General features: G+C 56.4%; 17 protein-coding genes and 1 riboswitch. Of the genes, 12 read left to right on the top strand and 5 right to left on the bottom strand.

Going from position 1 to position 19,352, the window contains the following annotated elements; all coding sequences use genetic code 11:
- Positions 1-3: 3 nt before the first annotated feature.
- Together V7Q41_RS09055 and V7Q41_RS09050 are read right to left on the bottom strand one after the other, a co-directional pair.
- Positions 4-3,084: an FAD-binding and (Fe-S)-binding domain-containing protein gene (locus V7Q41_RS09055; RefSeq protein ID WP_333845490.1), complete on the bottom strand. Its 3,081-nt coding sequence runs from the start codon at positions 3,082-3,084 to the stop codon at positions 4-6.
- A gap of 2 nt (positions 3,085-3,086) precedes the next feature.
- Entirely contained in the window at positions 3,087-3,794 is a 708-nt protein-coding gene (locus tag V7Q41_RS09050) for a GntR family transcriptional regulator (RefSeq protein WP_333845489.1), read from the bottom strand.
- Between the two features lie 126 nt (positions 3,795-3,920).
- Here V7Q41_RS09050 and V7Q41_RS09045 point away from each other — a divergent pair, with 126 nt between their 5' ends.
- Together V7Q41_RS09045 and V7Q41_RS09040 are read left to right on the top strand one after the other, a co-directional pair.
- A complete protein-coding gene (locus V7Q41_RS09045) occupies positions 3,921-5,135 on the top strand; it encodes a pyridoxal-phosphate-dependent aminotransferase family protein (RefSeq protein WP_333845488.1) in 1,215 nt (404 codons plus the stop codon).
- Between the two features lie 19 nt (positions 5,136-5,154).
- The gene (locus V7Q41_RS09040) at positions 5,155-6,132 is read left to right on the top strand and encodes a Bug family tripartite tricarboxylate transporter substrate binding protein (RefSeq protein WP_333845487.1); all 978 of its coding nucleotides are present in this window, start codon (positions 5,155-5,157) and stop codon (positions 6,130-6,132) included.
- Between the two features lie 23 nt (positions 6,133-6,155).
- On the opposite strand, the gene V7Q41_RS09035 is transcribed toward V7Q41_RS09040, so the two are convergent.
- The 3 genes from V7Q41_RS09035 to V7Q41_RS09025 form a co-directional block, all read right to left on the bottom strand.
- Positions 6,156-6,971, bottom strand: a complete 816-nt coding sequence (locus V7Q41_RS09035) for a sulfite exporter TauE/SafE family protein (RefSeq protein WP_333845486.1) — start codon at positions 6,969-6,971, stop codon at positions 6,156-6,158.
- Positions 6,972-7,189: 218 nt separating this feature from the next.
- Entirely contained in the window at positions 7,190-7,495 is a 306-nt protein-coding gene (locus V7Q41_RS09030; RefSeq protein ID WP_333845485.1) for a cell division protein ZapA, read from the bottom strand.
- Positions 7,492-7,719 (bottom strand): DUF904 domain-containing protein, encoded by a 228-nt coding sequence (locus V7Q41_RS09025; protein WP_333845484.1) that lies wholly within the window; start codon positions 7,717-7,719, stop codon positions 7,492-7,494. Before V7Q41_RS09025 ends, V7Q41_RS09030 begins: the two co-directional genes overlap by 4 nt.
- Before the next feature lie 35 nt (positions 7,720-7,754).
- Positions 7,755-7,998, top strand: a riboswitch (cobalamin riboswitch).
- A gap of 77 nt (positions 7,999-8,075) precedes the next feature.
- On the opposite strand from V7Q41_RS09025, the gene V7Q41_RS09020 reads away from it, so the two are divergent.
- From V7Q41_RS09020 to V7Q41_RS08975, 10 genes are all read left to right on the top strand, one after another.
- Positions 8,076-10,004 (top strand): TonB-dependent receptor plug domain-containing protein, encoded by a 1,929-nt coding sequence (locus V7Q41_RS09020; RefSeq protein WP_333845483.1) that lies wholly within the window; start codon positions 8,076-8,078, stop codon positions 10,002-10,004.
- A 4-nt stretch (positions 10,005-10,008) separates the two neighbouring features.
- Positions 10,009-10,815 carry an ABC transporter substrate-binding protein gene (locus V7Q41_RS09015; protein ID WP_333845482.1) on the top strand — a complete coding sequence of 269 codons (807 nt, stop codon included), beginning with the start codon at positions 10,009-10,011 and terminating at the stop codon, positions 10,813-10,815.
- Positions 10,808-11,707 (top strand): ABC transporter substrate-binding protein, encoded by a 900-nt coding sequence (locus V7Q41_RS09010; RefSeq protein WP_333845481.1) that lies wholly within the window; start codon positions 10,808-10,810, stop codon positions 11,705-11,707. Before V7Q41_RS09015 ends, V7Q41_RS09010 begins: the two co-directional genes overlap by 8 nt.
- The gene (locus tag V7Q41_RS09005) at positions 11,707-12,717 is read left to right on the top strand and encodes a FecCD family ABC transporter permease (protein WP_333845535.1); all 1,011 of its coding nucleotides are present in this window, start codon (positions 11,707-11,709) and stop codon (positions 12,715-12,717) included. The genes V7Q41_RS09010 and V7Q41_RS09005 overlap by 1 nt, the downstream gene beginning before the upstream one ends.
- Entirely contained in the window at positions 12,714-13,487 is a 774-nt protein-coding gene (locus V7Q41_RS09000; protein WP_333845480.1) for an ABC transporter ATP-binding protein, read from the top strand. Before V7Q41_RS09005 ends, V7Q41_RS09000 begins: the two co-directional genes overlap by 4 nt.
- A 135-nt stretch (positions 13,488-13,622) precedes the next feature.
- Positions 13,623-14,507, top strand: a complete 885-nt coding sequence (locus tag V7Q41_RS08995; RefSeq protein ID WP_333845479.1) for an FAS1-like dehydratase domain-containing protein — start codon at positions 13,623-13,625, stop codon at positions 14,505-14,507.
- Positions 14,508-14,525: 18 nt separating this feature from the next.
- Positions 14,526-15,686, top strand: coding sequence for an acyl-CoA dehydrogenase family protein (locus V7Q41_RS08990; protein WP_333845478.1), 1,161 nt, complete (start codon positions 14,526-14,528; stop codon positions 15,684-15,686).
- Between the two features lie 10 nt (positions 15,687-15,696).
- Positions 15,697-16,854 (top strand): CaiB/BaiF CoA transferase family protein, encoded by a 1,158-nt coding sequence (locus tag V7Q41_RS08985; protein WP_333845477.1) that lies wholly within the window; start codon positions 15,697-15,699, stop codon positions 16,852-16,854.
- Complete coding sequence (locus V7Q41_RS08980) at positions 16,851-18,221, top strand: MmgE/PrpD family protein (RefSeq protein WP_333845476.1); 1,371 nt, start codon at positions 16,851-16,853, stop codon at positions 18,219-18,221. The genes V7Q41_RS08985 and V7Q41_RS08980 overlap by 4 nt, the downstream gene beginning before the upstream one ends.
- A 102-nt stretch (positions 18,222-18,323) precedes the next feature.
- Positions 18,324-19,301 carry a tripartite tricarboxylate transporter substrate binding protein BugD gene (locus tag V7Q41_RS08975; protein ID WP_333845475.1) on the top strand — a complete coding sequence of 326 codons (978 nt, stop codon included), beginning with the start codon at positions 18,324-18,326 and terminating at the stop codon, positions 19,299-19,301.
- Positions 19,302-19,352: the final 51 nt, after the last annotated feature.

Raw genomic sequence — 19,352 nt, 5'->3', positions numbered from 1 at the left:
TTGCTAACGCGCTGTGTGCTTGAGGTGGTCGCTTAACAGCTGAGCCACATGGATGGCTTGGCGAGCCGTGCCGTCTTCAATTTGATGGCGGCAGCTGGTGCCATCGGCCACCACAATCGCATCAGGATTGGCGCGCACCGCAGGCAACAAACTCAGCTCAGCCATTTGCATTGACACCTCTAGGTGCGAGGCCTCGTAGCCAAAACTACCCGCCATGCCGCAGCAGCTGCTTTCGATCAACTCGGGCGCAGCGTTGGGGATGAGGCGGATCACCTCCAGCACAGGCGGCATCAAGCCAAACGCTTTTTGATGGCAGTGGCCATGCAGCAAGATGGCTCTGTCGGCAGGCTTGAGTTGAGCCTTGAGTTCATTCAATGCGCCTGCTTTGGCTTCGCGTGCCAAAAACTCTTCTAGCAGCAGTGCTTGTTCGCTCACGCGATGCGCGCAGTCGCCCAAGCCCAACACCAGCGCTTCATCACGCAGCGTTAGCAAGCAAGAGGGCTCCAAGCCCACGATGGCAATGTTGCGCTCGGCAAAGGGCAACAAGGTGTCAATCAGCTCACGGGCATGTTCACGCGCTTTGTCCACCATGCCGTTGGCCAAGAAGGTGCGACCGCAACACAAGTGCCCTTGGTCATTACCGTGACCCCGTTCATTTTTAGAGGCCACATGCACGCTGTAGCCCGCTGCTTGCAACACACGCAGGGCAGCGTGGGCATTGTTTGACTCAAAGAAGCCATTGAAGGTGTCGACAAACAGCACCACGGGTTTGCTAGCGCTCAACACAGCCTCTTTTGAAACACCTTGTGTGCCTTGGTTAAAGAAATGTTGGCCTTGCCAGGTGGGCCAGCTGCGTTGCGCAGACAAGCCTGTGAAGTGTTCGGCGAGCTGAGCCAGCAGCGGAAGTTTGTTGCGTAAATTCAGCAGGCCTGCCCAACGAGCGGCGTGTGGTGCATAGCGAGGCAGGTAGGCAATCAGCCGATCTCTGAGGGTGAAGCCGTGCTTGGCTTTGAAGTGATGCAGGGTTTCCACTTTCATACGCGCCATGTCCACACCGGTGGGGCAATCACGTTTGCAGCCTTTACAGCCCACACACAAATCCATGGCTTCGCGCAGCGCTGGGTTGCTAAGTCCTTCTGTGCCAAGTTGCCCGCTCAGCGCCAAGCGTAAGGTGTTGGCGCGTCCTCGTGTCAGGTGTTTTTCGTCGCGGGTGACGCGGTAGCTGGGGCACATGGTGCCCGCGTCAAATTTGCGGCAGGTGCCATTGTTGTTGCACATCTCCACCGCTTTGGCAAATCCTTGGGCGGCGTCGCCACCTGTGCCTGGCGCGGTGGTTTGTTCGGTGGCAGGGTCGTTTTGCACATCCCATGCGCGCCAGTCCAAAGCTGTTTGAATGGGGATGACTTTGTAGTCGTTGCCAAAGCGCATCAGCGAGGTATCGTCCATCTTGGGTGGGTTGACGATGCGCTGCGGTGACAGCAAATTCAAGGGGTCTAAGTGCTGTTTGATTTGGGCGAAAGCTTGGTTGATTTTGGGGCCGAATTGCCACTCAATCCACTCGCCACGGCACAGACCGTCGCCATGCTCGCCGCTGTAGGCGCCTTTGTATTTGCGCACCAAGGCGCTAGCTTCTTCGGCTATGTCGCGCATCTTGATGGCGCCGTGACGGCGCATGTCCAAGATGGGGCGTACATGCAGTGTTCCCACCGATGCATGGGCGTACCACGTGCCTTTGGTACCGTGCCGTTTGAACACTTGTGTCAGCTCGTCGGTGTACTCGGCCAAGTTGGCCAGCGGCACCGCGCAGTCTTCGATGAAGCTCACGGGTTTGCCGTCGCCCTTGAGGCTCATCATGATGTTGAGGCCCGCTTTGCGCACCTCCCATAGGTTTTTTTGCGGTACATCGTCGATCATCTCGACCACGCAGCCAGGAAGGCCAAGGTCACCCATCAGCTCGACCAGTTGGCGCATTTTGGGCTTGAGCATGTCTTTGTCAGCGCCTGCAAACTCCACCAGCAAAACAGCCTCAGGCTCGCCAATCAAGGCGGTGCGAATGGTGGGCGCGAAGGCTGGGTTTTGCAGCGACAGGTCAATCATGGTGCGGTCCACCAACTCGACCGCAGTCAGGGTGCCATCGCCTAGCTTGACAATGTGCTGGGCTGCATCCATGGCTTTGTAGAAGCTGTCAAAGTTCACCACGCCCAACACTTTGGCGCGCGGCAAGTCGCTCAGCTTCAAGGTGAGTGTTTGCGTCAAGCCCAGCGTGCCTTCACTGCCAATCAGCAGGTGCGCCAAGTTGACCGAGCCGTCTTGGGTGTAAGGGCGCTCGTTTTGGTTGTTGAAAATATCGAGGTTGTAGCCCGCCACGCGGCGCAACACTTTGGGCCAATGGGCCTCTAGCTCGGGCGCTAGGTCTTGTGCCAAGTGCTTGACGAAATCACCCACCTGTTGCGCGCCTGCGCTGCTCGCACCGTAGCTTGCGAATTGCAGCAACTCGCCATGGCTCAGCCATGCATTGACCCCCACCACGTTGTGCACCATGTTGCCGTAGGCGATGGATCGACTGCCGCACGAGTTGTTGCCCGCCATGCCCCCTAAGGTGGCTTGGGCGCTGGTGGACACATCGACTGGAAACCACACACCGTGGGCTTTGAGTTGGGCATTCAAATGGTCCAACACCATGCCGGGTTCGACCTCGACGGTGCGTGCTGTCAAGTCGAGTTGGATGAGGTGGCGGATGTGTTTGCTGTGGTCAATCACCAAACCCGCGCCTGTGGTTTGTCCACATTGGCTGGTGCCGCCGCCGCGCGGCACGATGGGCACGTTCAACTCTCGGCAGATCTCGAGCGCGATGGGCACCTCGTGTGCGTGACGTGGCACAAATACGCCCACGGGCGTGACCTGGTAAATCGACGCATCGGTGGCGTAGCGGCCGCGATCGGCGGCCGAAAACAGCACCTCACCTTGGGTTTCAGCCCGCAAGCGCGCGGCCAGCTTGCCAGCGACCTCATTGCTGGCGTGGGCGACGCGTTCGAAGGTGTTGGCGGGGGTGTCGGTGAGGTGGCGAGGAAGGGGCGCGTTCATGGTCAGACTTTGCGTGTGTGAGAGGGCGTCATGGAAACGCTGATTTGTTGAGCCTGCAGCTGGGCAATCACCACGTCGCGTTTGTTTTCTAGGTGTTTCAGCAACACATGGCTGAGTGCTGGCGCATCACGCGCTTGCAGCGCTTCAATCATGTCGGTGTGTTCGTCCATGGCCTTGTTCCACTTGTCTTCGTCTTGGTTGGAGCGAAATCGCAAGGCTTGCAAGCGGGCATTGACTTGCTCATAAGTGGCTGACAGCACTGGGTTTTTGGCCGCTGCATTGATGGCGCGGTGAATGACAGCGTTGAGTCTGTAATACGTCGAGAGATCGCGACGCACATGTGCAGCCATCATCTCCAAATGCAGCGCCCTGATTTCATTCAGTTCTGAGTCGGTGATGCGCTGCGCGGCCAGCATGCCCGACTGGCTCTCTAAGCCCGCCATCACTTCAAAGGTGTTGCGCACATCAGCCTCGGTCAGGGCCACAGCAACTGCGCCACGGTTGGGGAGCAACTCCACCAAGCCCTCAGCGGCCAAAGCTTTGATGGCTTCGCGCAAAGGGGTGCGTGAAATATTCAAGGCTTCGCACAAGGTGCGTTCGTTGAGCTTGGCGCCGGGGGCAATTTGGTTCTCCACCAGCATTTGTCGCAATCGGTGAGTGACTTGCTTGTGCAAGGCGGCGCGGGGGATGGACAAGATTTCTGCAGTCATGTTTTTATTTTGTATTCAAAATTTGAGGTGGTCAATCGATGAATTTAAAAGATATTTAGGGTATTCGATAGTAGTCAAAACAATTTTGTATGCAAAAAATAAGATTCCTTCAATAAAAAAATAACCATGCTCAATTTAGACTTTCATCCCACAGGGCGCCACTTTTTGCAAATTCCAGGGCCTTCGCCCGTGCCAGACCGCATCTTGCGCGCCATGAGTTTGCCCACCATTGACCACCGCGGACCCGAGTTTGCGGTGTTGGGCTTGAAGTTGATGGCCGATATGCAAAAGATTTTTAAAACCCAGCATCCCGTCATGATTTATCCCTCGTCGGGCACCGGCGCTTGGGAGGCGGCTTTGGTCAACACCTTGAGCGCGGGCGACCATGTGCTGATGTATGAAACTGGGCACTTCGCATTTTTGTGGAACAAGTTGGCAACTCGCTTGGGTATCAAGAGCGAGGTGCTTGGGCTGGATGGGGTGGAGGGCTGGCGCTATGGGGTGAACGCCGACATGATTGAGCAGCGCCTCAAGGCCGATACCGCTCACAGCATCAAAGCTGTGTGCGTGGTGCACAACGAAACCTCGACGGGCGTGACCAGCGACATCGCCGCGGTACGCCGCGCCATCGACAATGCCAAGCACCCAGCCTTGCTGTTGGTCGACACCATTTCGGGCTTGGCCTCGGCTGACTACCGCCACGACGAATGGGGCGTGGACGTGACAATCAGCGGTTCGCAAAAAGGTTTGATGCTGCCGCCTGGCATCGGCTTTAACGCCTTGTCACCCAAAGCCATTGAAGCCAGCAAACATGCCACGCTCCCTAAATCGTTTTGGGCGTGGGACGAGATGCTGGAGATCAACAAAACGGGTTATTACCCATCCACGCCCAACACCAACTTGATGTATGGTTTGAGCGAGGCCTGCGACATGATTTTGGGCCAAGGCTTAGACGTGGTGTTCAAACGCCACCTGCGTTGGGGCGAGGGCGTGCGCAGTGCTGTCAACGCGTGGGGCTTGCCCATTCAATGTGCCGATGCCAATTTGTATTCACCCATCTTGACAGGTGTGATGACGCCGCAGGGCATTGACGCCGACGCGGTTCGCAAGGTGATTTATGAGCGCTTCGATTGCTCATTGGGTACTGGTTTGGGCAAGGTCAAAGGCCGCATGTTTCGCATTGGCCATTTGGGCGATTGCAACGATTTGACCTTGATTGCCGCGCTGTCTGCCTGCGAAATGGGCCTCCAGTTGAGCGGCGTCAAGTTGGCAGATTCGGGCGTGCAAGCCGCGATGAATTTTTTCTCGGCACACCCTGTGCCACCGTTGGTCAGGTCTTAATAATCACACAGGAGACAGCATGAAACGCAGAACGCTACTTCAAGCCAGTGCCGCCACGGCCGTGACATTCGCGGCGCCCATGATGGAGGCGCAAACCTTGCCTGTCGGCCCCATCCGTATCGTGGTGGGTTTTCCACCGGGCGGTGGAACCGACGCCCTGGCTCGCGTGCTGGCGCAAAAGCTCCAAGCCATGTGGGGCGTCAACATCGTGATTGACAACAAAGCAGGTGCTGCCGGTGTGATTGCGGCTGACTTTGTGTCTAAGCAAGCCCCCGATGGAAACATCTTGCTGATGGCGCACATCAACAGCCATGCGCTGGCACCCAGTTTGCAGCCCAAGTTGGCCTACAACGTGGAACGCGACTTCACACCCATTGGCTTGGTGGGCGTCACGCCCAATTTGTTGATTTGCAATGAAAACCAGCCGGCCAAAACAGTGAAGGATTTGGTGGCCTTGTGCAAACAAAACCCAGGCAAGATCAGCTTTGCTTCAGCGGGTGGCGGCTCGGCGCAACACTTGGCGCTCGAGATGTTCAAGCTGCGTGCTGGCATCGATGCGCTGCACGTGCCCTACAAAGGTTCAGGTCCCGCGTTGACAGATTTGATCGGTGGTCAGGTGCAATACTGTTTTGAAACCATGACCTCGGCCACGCCGCACGTCAAAGGCGGCAAGGCGATTGCGCTGGCGCAAACCCGACCCAAACGTGCCAAAGGTCATCCCAATGTGTCGACCATGGACGAGCAAGGTTTTGCAGGTTTTGATGCCACCACTTGGTATGGTTTGGTGGGACCTGCCAAGATGAACCCAGCCTTTGTCAAGCGCATCAACGAAGACATGAACCGCGTCATGGCCATGCCCGATGTGATCGAAAAATTTGACCAATACGGCGCTGAAGATGGCGGTGGTTCGCCTGAGCGTTTTGCTGAATTTATCCGCAGCGAAACCCAGAAATGGGCCAAGGTCATCAAAGACGCCAAGGTGCAAGTGGACGCCTAAGTAGGTGCGCAAAGGCTTGTGGCTTAGCTCGACAGGCCTTTGTAAAACATATAGGCCGCCAGCAAATACAAAACGCTGGCAAAAATGCGTTTGAGTTTTTTCACCGGCAGCATGTGGGCCGCTTTGGCACCCAAAGGTGCTGTGAACACGCTGCACGCTGCAATGATGACCAAGGCAGGCACCCAAATAAAACCAAATGCATCATCTGGCAAATCTTGCACCGACATGCCACTGATGATGTAGCCCGCCACGTTGGCCACCGCAATCGGAAAACCCAAGGCAGCGCTGGTGGCCACGGCGTTGTGAATGGCTACATTGCACCAGGCCATGAACGGCACGCTGATAAAACCACCACCCGCACCCACCAAGCCGGACAGAAAACCAATCACACCACCCGCGCCCATCAGGCCTGCAGTGGCTGGCACTTGGCGTGAGGGTGAAGGTTTTTTGTCCAAGAACATTTGGGTGGCAGAAAAGCCCACGAACAAGCCAAAGAAGATGGCCAAGTAAGAGCCCTTGAGCAAGGCAAAGACCCCCAAGCTGCTGATCAAACTGCCCAACACGATGCCTGGCGCCAAACCCTTGACCAAATCCCAACGTACCGCACCGCGTTTGTGATGCGCACGCACACTCGAGACGGAGGTGAAGATGATGGTGGCCATGGATGTGGCAATGGCCATCTTGACGGCGAGGTCCGCGTCCACACCCCGGTGCGACAACATGAAGGTGATGAAAGGCACCATCACCATCCCGCCGCCAATGCCAAGCAAGCCTGCTAAAAACCCTGTGCAAATGCCAAGTGCGGCCAGTTCGACAATCAGTTGGGGTTGGAAATCCATGAGGTGCAGGCCTTAATCAAAAAAAGGTGTCTGCAAGGATCCCCGAGACCGTCATCCTGAACCGGGGTTCAGGTGGGCGAGGTCAGGTCAACGTTGGGTTCATCTGACGCGAGACGATCACGCTCATCAACCGATGTTCCAAGCCCGAGCTCTATGAGCATTGGTTCAAGGAAATATAAAGCCTTAAGGACTTGCAGACCACTTGATTGTAGGCCTGCTTAAATGAGCTGGTTGTCGCGTGCGAGCACCGCATCCATGCGCTGCAGCAAGTTGTGCAGGTCGGTGCCAGAAGCACTGATGTCGCCGCTGGCGGTGGAAGCCGCTGGGCGGTCGGTTAAGTCAAAAGCCAAATTGAGCGCAGCCAGCACGGCAATTCGGTCTCGCGCTTTGATCTTGCCCGCATCGCGAATTTTGCACATGGCTTCGTCGACTTTTCCCACCGCTAGGCCCAGGCGTGTTTCGCCACCCTCGGGGCAGCCCAGCACATAGCCTTGGCCCATGATTTGAACTTCAATTTGCTTCATGCGTTGTCCTTGGTCTGGGGCTCTGTGCCTTGAGGCAGGCGATCAATCAAGGCGTCGATGCGGTGGCGAGCTGCGCCAAGACGTGACTTGAGCAAGTCACGTTCATGGGTGAGGTCTTGTACTTGGGCCGCCAGCAGGGCATTGGTGCGCTGCAGTTCTTCGTGACGCAACAGCAAATGTTCAATGCGCTGGGCAATTTGATCGATCAGAGGTGTTTGTGGCATAGCCTTTGGATTTTAAGGTGGCTGCAAGCTGAATCGTTAGAATTATGGCTGTTGGTGCTCGAGGTGTGGTTCACACGCCTCAGTTCAACGGGAAGCAGGAGGGTGGCATCGAGCCGCTCGACAACACCTCACCTGCGCTGCCCCCGCAACGGTCAAGCGGACGAGCCTTTGGGCTCCGCTTCTGTCACACAAGCCACTGAGCGCCTTGAACAAGCGCATGGGAAGGCGACAGAGGTAGTCTCCGCCAGCCCGGATACCGGCCAACAAGGTGGCGGCGCGTCCAAAAAACGTGCGGCCAATTCGCTCAAGCACTGTCGGGGATGGCGGTGAGGGCATACAAAGTTGGTCTTTCAATCATGAAGAAATCTATCTGTCTGCGTGCGCGTTCGTTCGTGCCTGCACTTTCTGTTTTGTCTTTGGCTGTTGCTGTGTCTGTGCAGGCTCAGGGTATTGAAATAAATCCGGTAGTGATTTCTGCTTCGCGCATCAAACAACCTTTGTCCGAGGCCTCTGTAGTTGTAGATGTTATTTCTCGTCAGCAAATTGAGCAATCTGGTGCGTCTAACGTGACTGAATTCTTGGACTCTGTTGGGGGTATGAGTGTCAATCGTTTGTATGGCCGCGCTGGCATAGACGCTTCAGTTGATATCGGCTACCTAGGGGAGGCAGGCTCTCAAAATGTATTGATCTTGATTGATGGACAAAGAGTTACTGGCGCGGATTCGTCCGGTAACAATTTTGCGCAGTTGCCTATGAGTGCTATCGAGCAAATTGAAATTCGTAAAGCGAATGGTGGCGTGTTGTTTGGCGATAGAGCGCAAGGTGGTGTTATCAACATCATTACACGCACGGAAACGGTTAAAAGCGTAGATTTGAGCTTGGGTAGTTTCGGTTATCAAAAACAAGACGTTTATTTAGGATTTCAATCTGATCAAACCCGCGGCAGTGTTTCTTTCATGAATGCGGAAGTCGACGGTTACCGTCAATTTAGCGAATCCGATCAGCGTAGTGCGCAAGTCAGATTAACCAACACTTCAGATTTAGGACAACTGTCATTTTTTGTTCGTGGATTTGAGGAGAGTGCAAACTTACCAAGTTATTTGACTCCAGCACAATTTGCTGCAAATCCAAGAAGTATTGGCGCTTATCCCATCGCGACAGAGCGCTCAGGTGCAGCTACTGGTTTGAAATATCTGCGAGCTTTGGAAGGGGACGATCTCTTTTCGATTGATACTTTTTACCAAGAGTTAAAAGCAAAAACTTACGATTCCATCAAAAATACGAGAACTTCAATTACGCCAGAGTACAAAACTAAGTGGCTGAGTAATCAACTAATTCTTGGTGGTGAATTTGCAGACGCGCAAGCAAATACCGACACAAAAAAACAAGTTCAACAACAATCGCAATCTTTATTTGTGCAGGTGTTTCGACCTATAACGCTGAGAACTACTTTAGATGCGGGGCTGCGAATTCAACGTGCGGAGAGTCTTTTTCAAACGTCGAGTGGCGCCGCATCAACTTCTGCAAGCGCTCAAAAAAATGGTGGTTCGATTGGCGCATTAACCCAACTGACCGACACTTCGACATTGCGTGCGGGAGCATTGACTGGTTTTAGATTTCCCAATGCAGATGAGTTGTACACATTCAACAGAACGACGTATGCCCTTTTGCAAATTAATCCATCAGTCAAGCCGATGTCAACGCAAGAGTATTTCCTGCAGTTTGAGCAACGCTATTACACAGGTAAATGGGCCGCACACTACCGTCAAATAGTTGCCACTGATGAGATCGCCTATCAATACGACTGCGGTGTCGTTGGAAGTGTTGCAGCCTCATGTAACAGTAATCTTTACGATACGAAACGTTCAATATTTTCACTCAGCTCCGATTGGCGAGTCAGCTCTGTATCAATGCTGAAAGCGCATGTTGATTTTGTTGATGCAACGATTTCTAATGGCTTTAATGCAGGCCAACGTGTTCCTTTGACGCCTAAGCAAGTCGTCCGAGTCACTTACGAACAAAAAATAGGCAGCTATGTGGCTATGTCTTCATTGCATCATCGCAGTGCAATGATGCAGGCGAGTGATCAGAGTGCATCAAATCCTAAAATGCCATCTCGTACGGTTGTTGATTTAGGCCTCAGAACTCAATTTTCTCAGACGCTGACTGGATCATTTTGGATACGCAACGCGTTCAATAAGTCTTATTACGACTATGCAACCTATAACGGTCTCTATCCTGCAGACGGACGAGGCGTTTACGCTAATTTGAAAATCAGCTTCTAAGCGCATGTTGCTAACTACACTTCCCCAACGCATCGTCTGCCTCACCGAGGAAACGACAGAGTGGCTGTACCTGCTCGGGGAAGAGGCCCGCATTGTGGGCATCTCGGGTTACACCGTGCGACCGCGTCGAGCGCGCGACGAGAAGCCCAAAGTCAGCGCTTTCTTGAGCGCCAAGATTGACAAGATCTTGGCGCTCAAGCCCGACTGCGTGTTTGGTTTTTCTGATTTGCAGGCCGACATTGCGGCCTTGCTGATTCGTGCGGGTGTGCAGGTCACGGTGTTTAACCAGCGCAGCGTGGACGAGATTTTTTCTATGCTCTACCAAGTGGCTGCGACGGTGGGCCAAGCCGAGCAAGGCTTGCAGCGTTTGCAGCAAATGCGTGCGCAGCTGGATGCGATTCAACACACAGCGGCCACGTTCAAGCGTCGGCCTAAGGTGTATTTTGAAGAGTGGGACGAGCCGCACATCAGTTGTATCCGATGGGTGTCCGAGCTGATTGGCATTGCAGGTGGCGACGATTGTTTTCCTGAGTTGGCGCAAATGGCGATGGGCAAAGACCGCATCATTGCCCATGGTCAAACCATCATCGACCGTGCACCCGACATCATCATCGGCTCGCTGTGCGGCAAAAAGTTTCGCCCTGACAAAGCTGCTGCACGCGAAGGCTGGCAAGACGTGCCTGCGGTGCGTACCCATCAAATTTTTGAAATCAAATCTGCCGACATCTTGCAGCCAGGCCCAGCGGCCTTGACCGATGGCGTGGCGCAGTTGCACCGCATCTTTCAGCAGTGGGAAGCCGCGCATGCTTGAACGCATCACATCCATTCGCGGGCTAACGCTCGTCGTATTGATGGGTTTCAGCGTCTTCGCCAAAGCCGTGGTGCTGCGCGACGACCGACAAGTGGACGTCAGCATCACCAAGCCGCCGCAGCGCATCGTCAGCCTGCTGCCTTCGCTCACCGAGACGGTGTGCGCTTTAGGCCAATGCCAAAAGCTGGTGGGTGTGGACCGTTATTCCAATTGGCCCGAGCGCGTTGACAAGTTGCCCCGCATGGGTGGCGGCTTAGACCCGACTATTGAAAGCGTGGTGGCTGCCAAGCCCGACTTGGTGTTGATGGCCACGTCAGCCCGAGGTGCTGAGCGCTTCACCGCTTTGGGCTTGACGGTACTGGCGCTTGAGCCGCGCTCGCATGCCGATGTGCAGCGCGTCATGCGCATCGTGGCGCAGGCCTTGGATGTCCCGCTGGTAGAAAGCGACCGTGTGTGGCAACTCATGGATGCTGCTGTGAATGCTGCTGCGCAGTCGATTCCTGTGCAGGCCAAAGGCCAGCGTGTGTACTTTGAAGTCAGCCCTGTGCCTCATGGGGCCAGCGAGTCGTCGTTCATCGGTGAGACCTTGCAGCGATTGGGTGCGCACAACATCTTGCCTGGGTCGCTGGGGTCCTTTCCCAAAATTAACCCCGAGTTTGTGGTGCGTGCGCAGCCCGACCTCATCATGGTGAGCGAGAGCAATTTTGCTGACATGGCCACGCGCCCGGGCTGGCACAACTTGCAAGCCCTGCGTTCGCAACGTGTGTGCATTTTCAAGTCAGCCGAGTCTGATGTGCTGGTGCGCCCGGGCCCGCGCATGGCCGAGTCTGCGCGCTTGATGGCGCGGTGTTTGACAGACAAAGGGGCAGCAAACACAAGGGCACAGCCATGATGCACTCAGGCGTTCGATGGTCACCCCTGGGCTTGGCGCTCACACTGCTTCTCTTATGTACTCTGGGCATTGCACTTGGCAGCGCCGTGGGCAGCACGGGTGTGCAGAGCTGGCTCAATGCATGGCAAGACAGCGTGGCTTGGCAGATTGTGTGGGACATCCGTTTGCCGCGCACGCTGGGCGCTTGGACTGCAGGAGCCTTGCTGGGTTTGGCGGGGGCAGTGGCGCAAGGCTTGTTTCGCAACCCCTTGGCAGACCCGTATTTGTTGGGCAGTGCATCGGGTGCCTCGCTTGGTGTGGCGGTGGCTTTGGCGCTCTTGGGTGGCAGTCCATTTGCTGCTGAATTTTTGTTGCGTTTGGGCGTGACGGGCGCGGCTTTTGCGGGCGCGGTGTTGGCGGTGTTGCTCACGCTGTTGTTGTCGCGTGGTGTGCAACACACCCTGCGTTTGCTGCTAGCGGGGGTGATTGTGGGCGTGGTGTTGGGCGCATTGGCCTCGCTCATCAGCCTCATGCGCCCTGATGTCTTGCAGGCGATGCAAGGGTTTTTGTTGGGCTCGACCAGTTTCATCAGCTGGGCATCATGTGCCTTGATGTGGGGTGTCTTGGTTATTTGCCTTGCTTTGGCATTGGCGCTGAGTCGCGTGTTGGACGCGCTGACTTTGGGTGAATCCACCGCCTTGAGTTTGGGCTTGCCCCTCGCGCCTGTGCGTGTGGTGCTGGTGTGCGTGCTGGCTTTGGCCACGGGCACGGCAGTGGCGCAAACGGGTTTGATCGCATTTGTGGGTTTGGCGGCACCGCACTTGGTGCGCTCAATGGTCAAGGCCAAGCACAACGGGGTGTTGTTGCTGTCAGCGTTGATGGGAGGCGCGCTGCTGTTGACTGCCGACCTGTTGGCACGCATGGTGATCGCCCCGCAAGAAATGCCCGTGGGTGTGCTGACTGCAGTGTTGGGTGGCGGTTATTTGTTGTGGCTGATGTACCGCAGCCAGCACATGAGGGGCGCACGATGACTGCCTTGCGTATGGCGATGCGTGTGTCTGATGTGCGCGTGTCTTTGGATGGGCAAGAGGTGCTGCATGGCATTGACTTGTCGTTTGCAGTGGGACGATGGACCAGCATCGTGGGGCCCAACGGCGCAGGCAAGTCGACCTTGCTCAAGGTGTTGGCGGGTTTGATATCCACACAGGGCCGCGTTTTTTTATTTGACCAAGCGTTGCAGGCCATAGACCCCAAGCAACGTGCCCAGCAACTGTCGTGGTTGGGTCAAAACGAAACAGCGTCTGACGACTTGCGGGTGTGGGATGTGGCCATGTTGGGACGCATGCCGCACCAAAGCTGGCTTGCCGCGCCGAGCGCGCACGACCATGCGGCAGTCGAGACCGCATTGAAAGCCACGCAAGCGTGGGACTGGCGCGAGCGTTCATTAGGCCAACTCTCGGGCGGCGAACGCCAGCGCGTGTTGCTGGCCCGCGCCATGGCTGTGCAAGCGCAAGTGATGCTGATGGACGAACCACTTGCCAACCTTGACCCACCTCACCAAGTGGACTGGCTAGAGCAAGTGCGTTGCCTCACGTCGCAAAACACCACGGTGATTAGCGTGTTGCATGAGGTGGGGATGGCGCTGCATGCGCACGACATGGTGGTCATGCAAGCGGGGCATGTGGTGCACTATGGCGCGTGTGCCGATGCCGCCACGCACCTTGCGGTAGAAAGGGTGTTTGACAACCGCATCGCCATTCATGCGCTGGACGGTCAGTGGGTGGCTGTGCCCAAGCTTTAGATCTTGTCTCGGGTGCGACACAAGGGTGTCGCATGCTGGAGGCAAAGCATTGATCATTCAACGGATAGAACAACGACATGGCGCGATGGGCGCTCATGGTTAAAACTTGGTTTGCTTAGATGACTGATTGGATGTATGAGCACTCACCTCGATGCTGAATTGCTTGCTCACTTGCAAACTTGGCAAGGTCGCAGCGAAACATGGGAGGACCTTCTCACGCCCGCACCCCTGCGGGCGCTGAGCGCCACACTCGACCGTGAGGACGCGCTGCCTGTGGCAGGCACAGAGCTGCCGCCTTTGTGGCACTGGTTGTTCTTTTTGCCGCACCATCGCCAAAGTGACATTGGGCCAGATGGCCATGCCAAGCGCGGTGGTTTTTTACCGCCCGTGCCGCTGCCCCGCCGCATGTGGGCAGGTGGGCGTTTGCAGTGGCATGCGCCCTTGAAAGTAGGAGACACCGTCAATCGCGTGTCCACCATTGAATCGGTCACACACAAGGCTGGCCGCACGGGGGACTTGGTGTTTGTGCTGGTCAAGCATCAGCTACACAACGCCCATGGCCTGTGCCTGACGGAAGAACATGACATCGTGTACCGCCCTGCGGCTCAACCCAGTGATCCTGTGCCCGCACCCGTTGCAGCTGAAAAACACGCCACGTGGCAACGCGACATCACGCCCGACGACGTGCTGTTGTTTCGTTACTCCGCACTCACCTTCAATGGCCATCGCATTCATTACGACCGCAAATACGTCACGGATGTCGAGGGCTATCCTGGCCTCATCGTGCACGGGCCTCTGATTGCCACTTTGTTGCTGGACTTGGTGCGCCGTCATACCGATCTGCCCGTTCGTAGTTTTGAATTCAAGGCGCTGCGACCCACCTTTGAGTGTGCCGATCAGCGCATCTTGCGCGTGTGCGGGGAGCCTGATGCCCAGGGTTCAACCATACGGCTGTGGGCGCAAGACCACGAAGGCTGGCTCACCATGCAAGCCACCGCCGAGCTTGGCAAACCCTTTTGATCCACTTTGTAGACAAACATGTTGACCCAACCCGATCAGTACCAAGACATTCGCGACGCCGTGCGCGACCTCTGTGCCCAGTTTCCTGCCGAGTACCACCGCAAAGTGGATGAGCAACGCGGCTACCCCGAAGCGTTTGTGGATGCACTCACCAAGGCGGGCTGGATGGCTGCACTGATTCCGCAAGCCTACGGTGGCTCCGGGCTGAGCATGGCCGAGGCCTCGGTCATCATGGAAGAGATCAACCGCTCGGGCGGTAACTCGGGCGCCTGCCACGGCCAGATGTACGTGATGAATTCCATTGTGCGCAGCGGTTCGCAACAACAAAAAGACATGCTGCTGCCCAAGATTGCCACGGGTGAGTTACGCATCCAGTCCATGGGCGTGACCGAGCCCACCACGGGCAGTGACACCACCAAGCTCAAGACATCCGCGACTAAAAAGGACGGTCGGTGGGTCATCAATGGCCAAAAGGTGTGGATCTCGCGCATCCAACACAGCGACCTGATGATTTTGTTGGCGCGCACCACACCAGCCGACCAAGTGAAGAAAAAGTCTGAGGGCTTGTCTTGCTTTTTGATCGATCTCAAAACAGCGATTGGCAACGGCTTGACGGTGCGCCCGATTCTGAACATGGTCAACCACGAAACCAACGAGCTGTTTTTTGACAACCTTGAAATTCCCGAAGACGCGTTGTTGGGCGAAGAGGGCAAGGGCTTCAAGACGCTGCTCGACGGCCTGAACGCCGAGCGCACCTTGATCGCTGCCGAGTGCATTGGTGACGGCTACTGGTTCATTGACCGAGCGACCCAATACGCCAACGAGCGCGTGGTGTTTGGCCGTCCCATTGGCCAAAACCAAGGCGTGCAGTTTCCGATTGCCGACGCTTTCATTGAACTCGAGGCGGCCAACCTGATGCGCTGGAAGGCCTGCGAAAAAATCGATGCCATGCAAAACGCTGGTGCCGAATCCAACATGGCCAAGTACCTCGCTGCCAAGGCGAGCTGGGAAGCAGCCAATGTGTGTTTGCAAACCCACGGCGGCTTTGGCTTTGCGTGCGAATACGACATCGAGCGCAAGTTCCGCGAAACGCGTCTGTACCAGGTGGCGCCGATTTCCACCAACATGATCTTCAGCTACGTGGCCGAGCACATCCTTGGCTTGCCGCGTTCGTTTTGAGAGCGTCGCAATGACCACCACACCAGTTCGTCCCCTCGACCACATCACGGTCGTGTCTTTGGAGCACGCCATTGCTGCGCCGTTTTGCACCCGCCAATTGGCTGATCTTGGCGCGCGCGTCATCAAAATCGAGCGCCCAGGTGTGGGTGACTTTGCGCGTGCCTACGACCAGCGCGCTCGGGGCGAGTCGTCCCACTTTGTGTGGGTCAATCGCTCCAAAGAAAGCATGGCGCTGGACCTCAAAGACCCACAAGATTTAGCGATCCTCAAACAACTCATTGCCAAGGCCGATGTGTTGGTGCAAAACCTGGCCCCGGGAGCCACTGGACGCATGGGCTTGGATGCAAGCACCTTGCGTGCTGAAAACCCGCGCCTCATTGTGTGTGACATCTCAGGCTACGGCAACGACGGCCCCTATCGCGACAAAAAAGCCTATGACTTACTGATCCAAAGCGAGGCGGGCTTTTTGAGCGTCACAGGCACACCCGACCATCCAAGCAAAAGCGGCAACTCCATTGCAGACATTGCCGCTGGCATGTATGCCTACACCAATATTTTGTCGGCACTGATTCAGCGCGATAAAACAGGCGAGGGCTCGCACATCGATGTGTCCATGCTCGAAGCCCTGGGCGAGTGGATGGGCTTTCCCATGTACTACGCGATGGACAACGCTTCGTCCCCACCGCGCAGCGCAGCAGCGCACGCCACCATTTATCCCTATGGTCCTTTTGCGGCGGGTGATGGGGGCACGGTGATGTTGGGTTTGCAAAACGAGCGCGAGTGGGTGCAGTTTTGCCAACACGTCTTGCACCAACCCGCGCTCTCCAGCGATGTGCGGTTTGACAACAATGCCCGACGCAACGCCCACCGAGTTGACTTGGAAAAAATCATCCTCGACACCTTTGCCGCTTTGACGGCCGCCCAAGTCATTGAGCGTTTGGATGTGGCGCAAATTGCCAATGCCCGAATGAACACCATGGCTGATTTGTGGGCGCATCCCCAGTTGCAAGCGCGTGCGCGATGGGCCACAGTGGGCTCGCCAGCTGGCGCTCTACCGGCCTTGCTGCCGCCTGGCAAGCAAAGCGCATTTGACTACCGAATGGGTGCCATTCCCAAAGTGGGTGAACACACCGAAGCCATATTGAAAGAGCTGGGGATCCAACGATGAATGCTTTGCCTCTGAGTGCCTCAGCCTCGCTTGCCAGTTATGCCGCCAGCCTGAAGACCGCTGACATTCCTGAACACGTCTTGCGCAAAGCCGAAGACCTCTGGGTCGATTGGTTTGGTTCTGCCGTCGCGGGTCATGGCGCGCGGCCTGTAGAGACCTTGACTCAATTTGCCTTGAGCATGGGTCCCGCGTCAGGCCCCTGCGAGGTGTTGACCAACCGCAGCACCACCAGCCCCTATTGGGCGGCCATGGCCAATGCCGCGGCATCGCATGTGGCCGAACAAGACGATGTGCACAACGGCTCGGTGTTTCATCCCGCCACCGTGGTGTTTCCACCGGCCCTGGCCGTGGCGCAAGCCTTAGGGGCCTCTGGGGCGCAGCTCATCACTGCCGCCGTGGTGGGCTATGAGGTGGGGATTCGCGTGGGCGAGTTTTTAGGCCGTTCACATTACCGCGTGTTTCACACCACGGGCACCGCGGGCACGTTGGCGGCTGCGGCTGCGGTGGGGCATTTGCTCGGGCTCAATGCCCAGCAAATGCAGCATGCCTTTGGCTCAGCTGGCACGCAGTCGGCAGGCTTGTGGGAGTTTTTGCGCACAGCCGCTGACTCCAAGCAGTTGCATACCGCCCATGCGGCAGGCGCGGGTCTGATGGCGGCCTATTTGGCCAAAGACAACTTCACAGGTGCAGCGCAAATTCTTGAAGGCCCACAGGGCATGGCTGCGGGCATGTCCAGCGATGCCGATGTGGGCAAACTCACCGATGGTTTGGGCACGCGCTGGGCCACCGCAGAAACCTCGTTCAAGTACCACGCATGCTGCCGCCATACCCATCCAGCGGCCGATGCCTTGCTCAAGGTCATGCAAGACAACCAACTGCATGTCGCTGACTTGGCGCGCGTCATCACCCATGTGCACCAAGGTGCGATCGATGTGTTGGGTCCGGTCACCCAGCCCAGCACGGTGCACCAAAGCAAGTTCAGCATGGGCACGGTGTTGGCCTTGGTGGCCCAGTATGAGCATGCGGGTTTGAGCGAGTTTGACCAGCATTTCAAAGACGACATCACCCAAACCTTGTGCAGCAAGGTAGAGATGGTGTTGGACCCAGAGGTGGACAGCGCCTATCCCCAGCGTTGGATCGGCAAGGTCTCGGTGTACACCACCGACGGTCGCGTCTTGTTCGGCCGTGTGGACGAACCCAAGGGGGACCCCGGCAACACCCTCAGCCGTGACGAAATCACCGCCAAAGCCTTGCGCTTGGCGGCACACAGCGGTGGCGCAACGCCAGATGAGATGGCCCATGCCGTGGCGCAGCTATGGCTTGTGATGGACTGGCCAAGGGTCAAATCCATCTTGTCACCTGCATGACAAGACCCAGACTGCTGCAGCGTTGAGCAAGGGTTTACGACCTTGCGCCGAGCTGGCACATGCCTTGATCATTCCTTCCAATGTTTTAAGGAGGAAACGAGCATGAAAACCATGACAACCATCAAAACCCTATTGGCCGCTTGCGCCTTGGCTTGTGGCTTTGCGCATGCGCAAAAGTATCCAGACAAATCCATCACGTTGGTTGTCCCGTTTGCGGCCGGTGGCCCTACCGACGTGGTGGCCCGCATGATGTCAATTCCCATGGGGCAGTCTTTGGGCCAGCCAGTGGTGGTGGAAAACGTCAACGGGGCGGGCGGCACGATTGGGGCAACCAAGGTGGCGCGTGCAGCCCCCAATGGCTACACCATTTTCTTGCACCACATGGGCATGTCGACTGCGCCGGCCTTGTACAACAAGCTCAACTTTGACCCCTTGACTGATTTTGAGTACATCGGCCAAGTGCTGGATGTGCCCATGACTTTGGTGGCGCGCAAAGACATTCCTGCCAACAACTTACAAGAACTTATTGCCTACATCAAAGCCAACGAAAGCAAAGTGTCGTTGGCCGATGCGGGCCTGGGGGCGGTGTCTAATTTGTGCGGATTGATGTTCAAAAGCGCGATTGGGGTGAACATCAACACCATTCCCTACAAGGGCACAGGCCCCGCCATGAATGATTTGCTGGGAGGGCAAGTCGATATCTTGTGCGACCAAACCACACAGACGGTGCCCATGATCAAAGATGGGCGCGTCAAGGTTTTTGGTGTCACGACCTTGAAGCGTTTGGCTGCGCTTCCCAATGTGCCCACCTTGGACGAGCAAGGATTGAAGGGCTTTGAAGTCAAAGTCTGGCACGGCATGTATGCACCCAAAGGCACGCCTGCGCCGGTGTTGAAGAAAATCAACACGGCCCTGCGTTTTGCCATGGCTGACCCCACGATCAAGCAACGTTTGACTGAACTTAGCTCAGACATTCCAACGGCTGACAAGATGACGGCCGATGGTTTGAAAGAGCACCTGAAGTTAGAGATCAACAAATGGGGCCCGATTATCCGTAAGGCTGGCGTCTCAGCGGATTGATCTTTGGCGATTGCCACCAAGGCCACGCGTGACGTGGCCTTTTTTATTGGG

It is taken from the genome of Limnohabitans sp. (assembly GCF_036804465.1).
GTDB lineage: Bacteria > Pseudomonadota > Gammaproteobacteria > Burkholderiales > Burkholderiaceae_C > Limnohabitans.
This window is presented reverse-complemented; position numbering and strand designations above follow the sequence as displayed.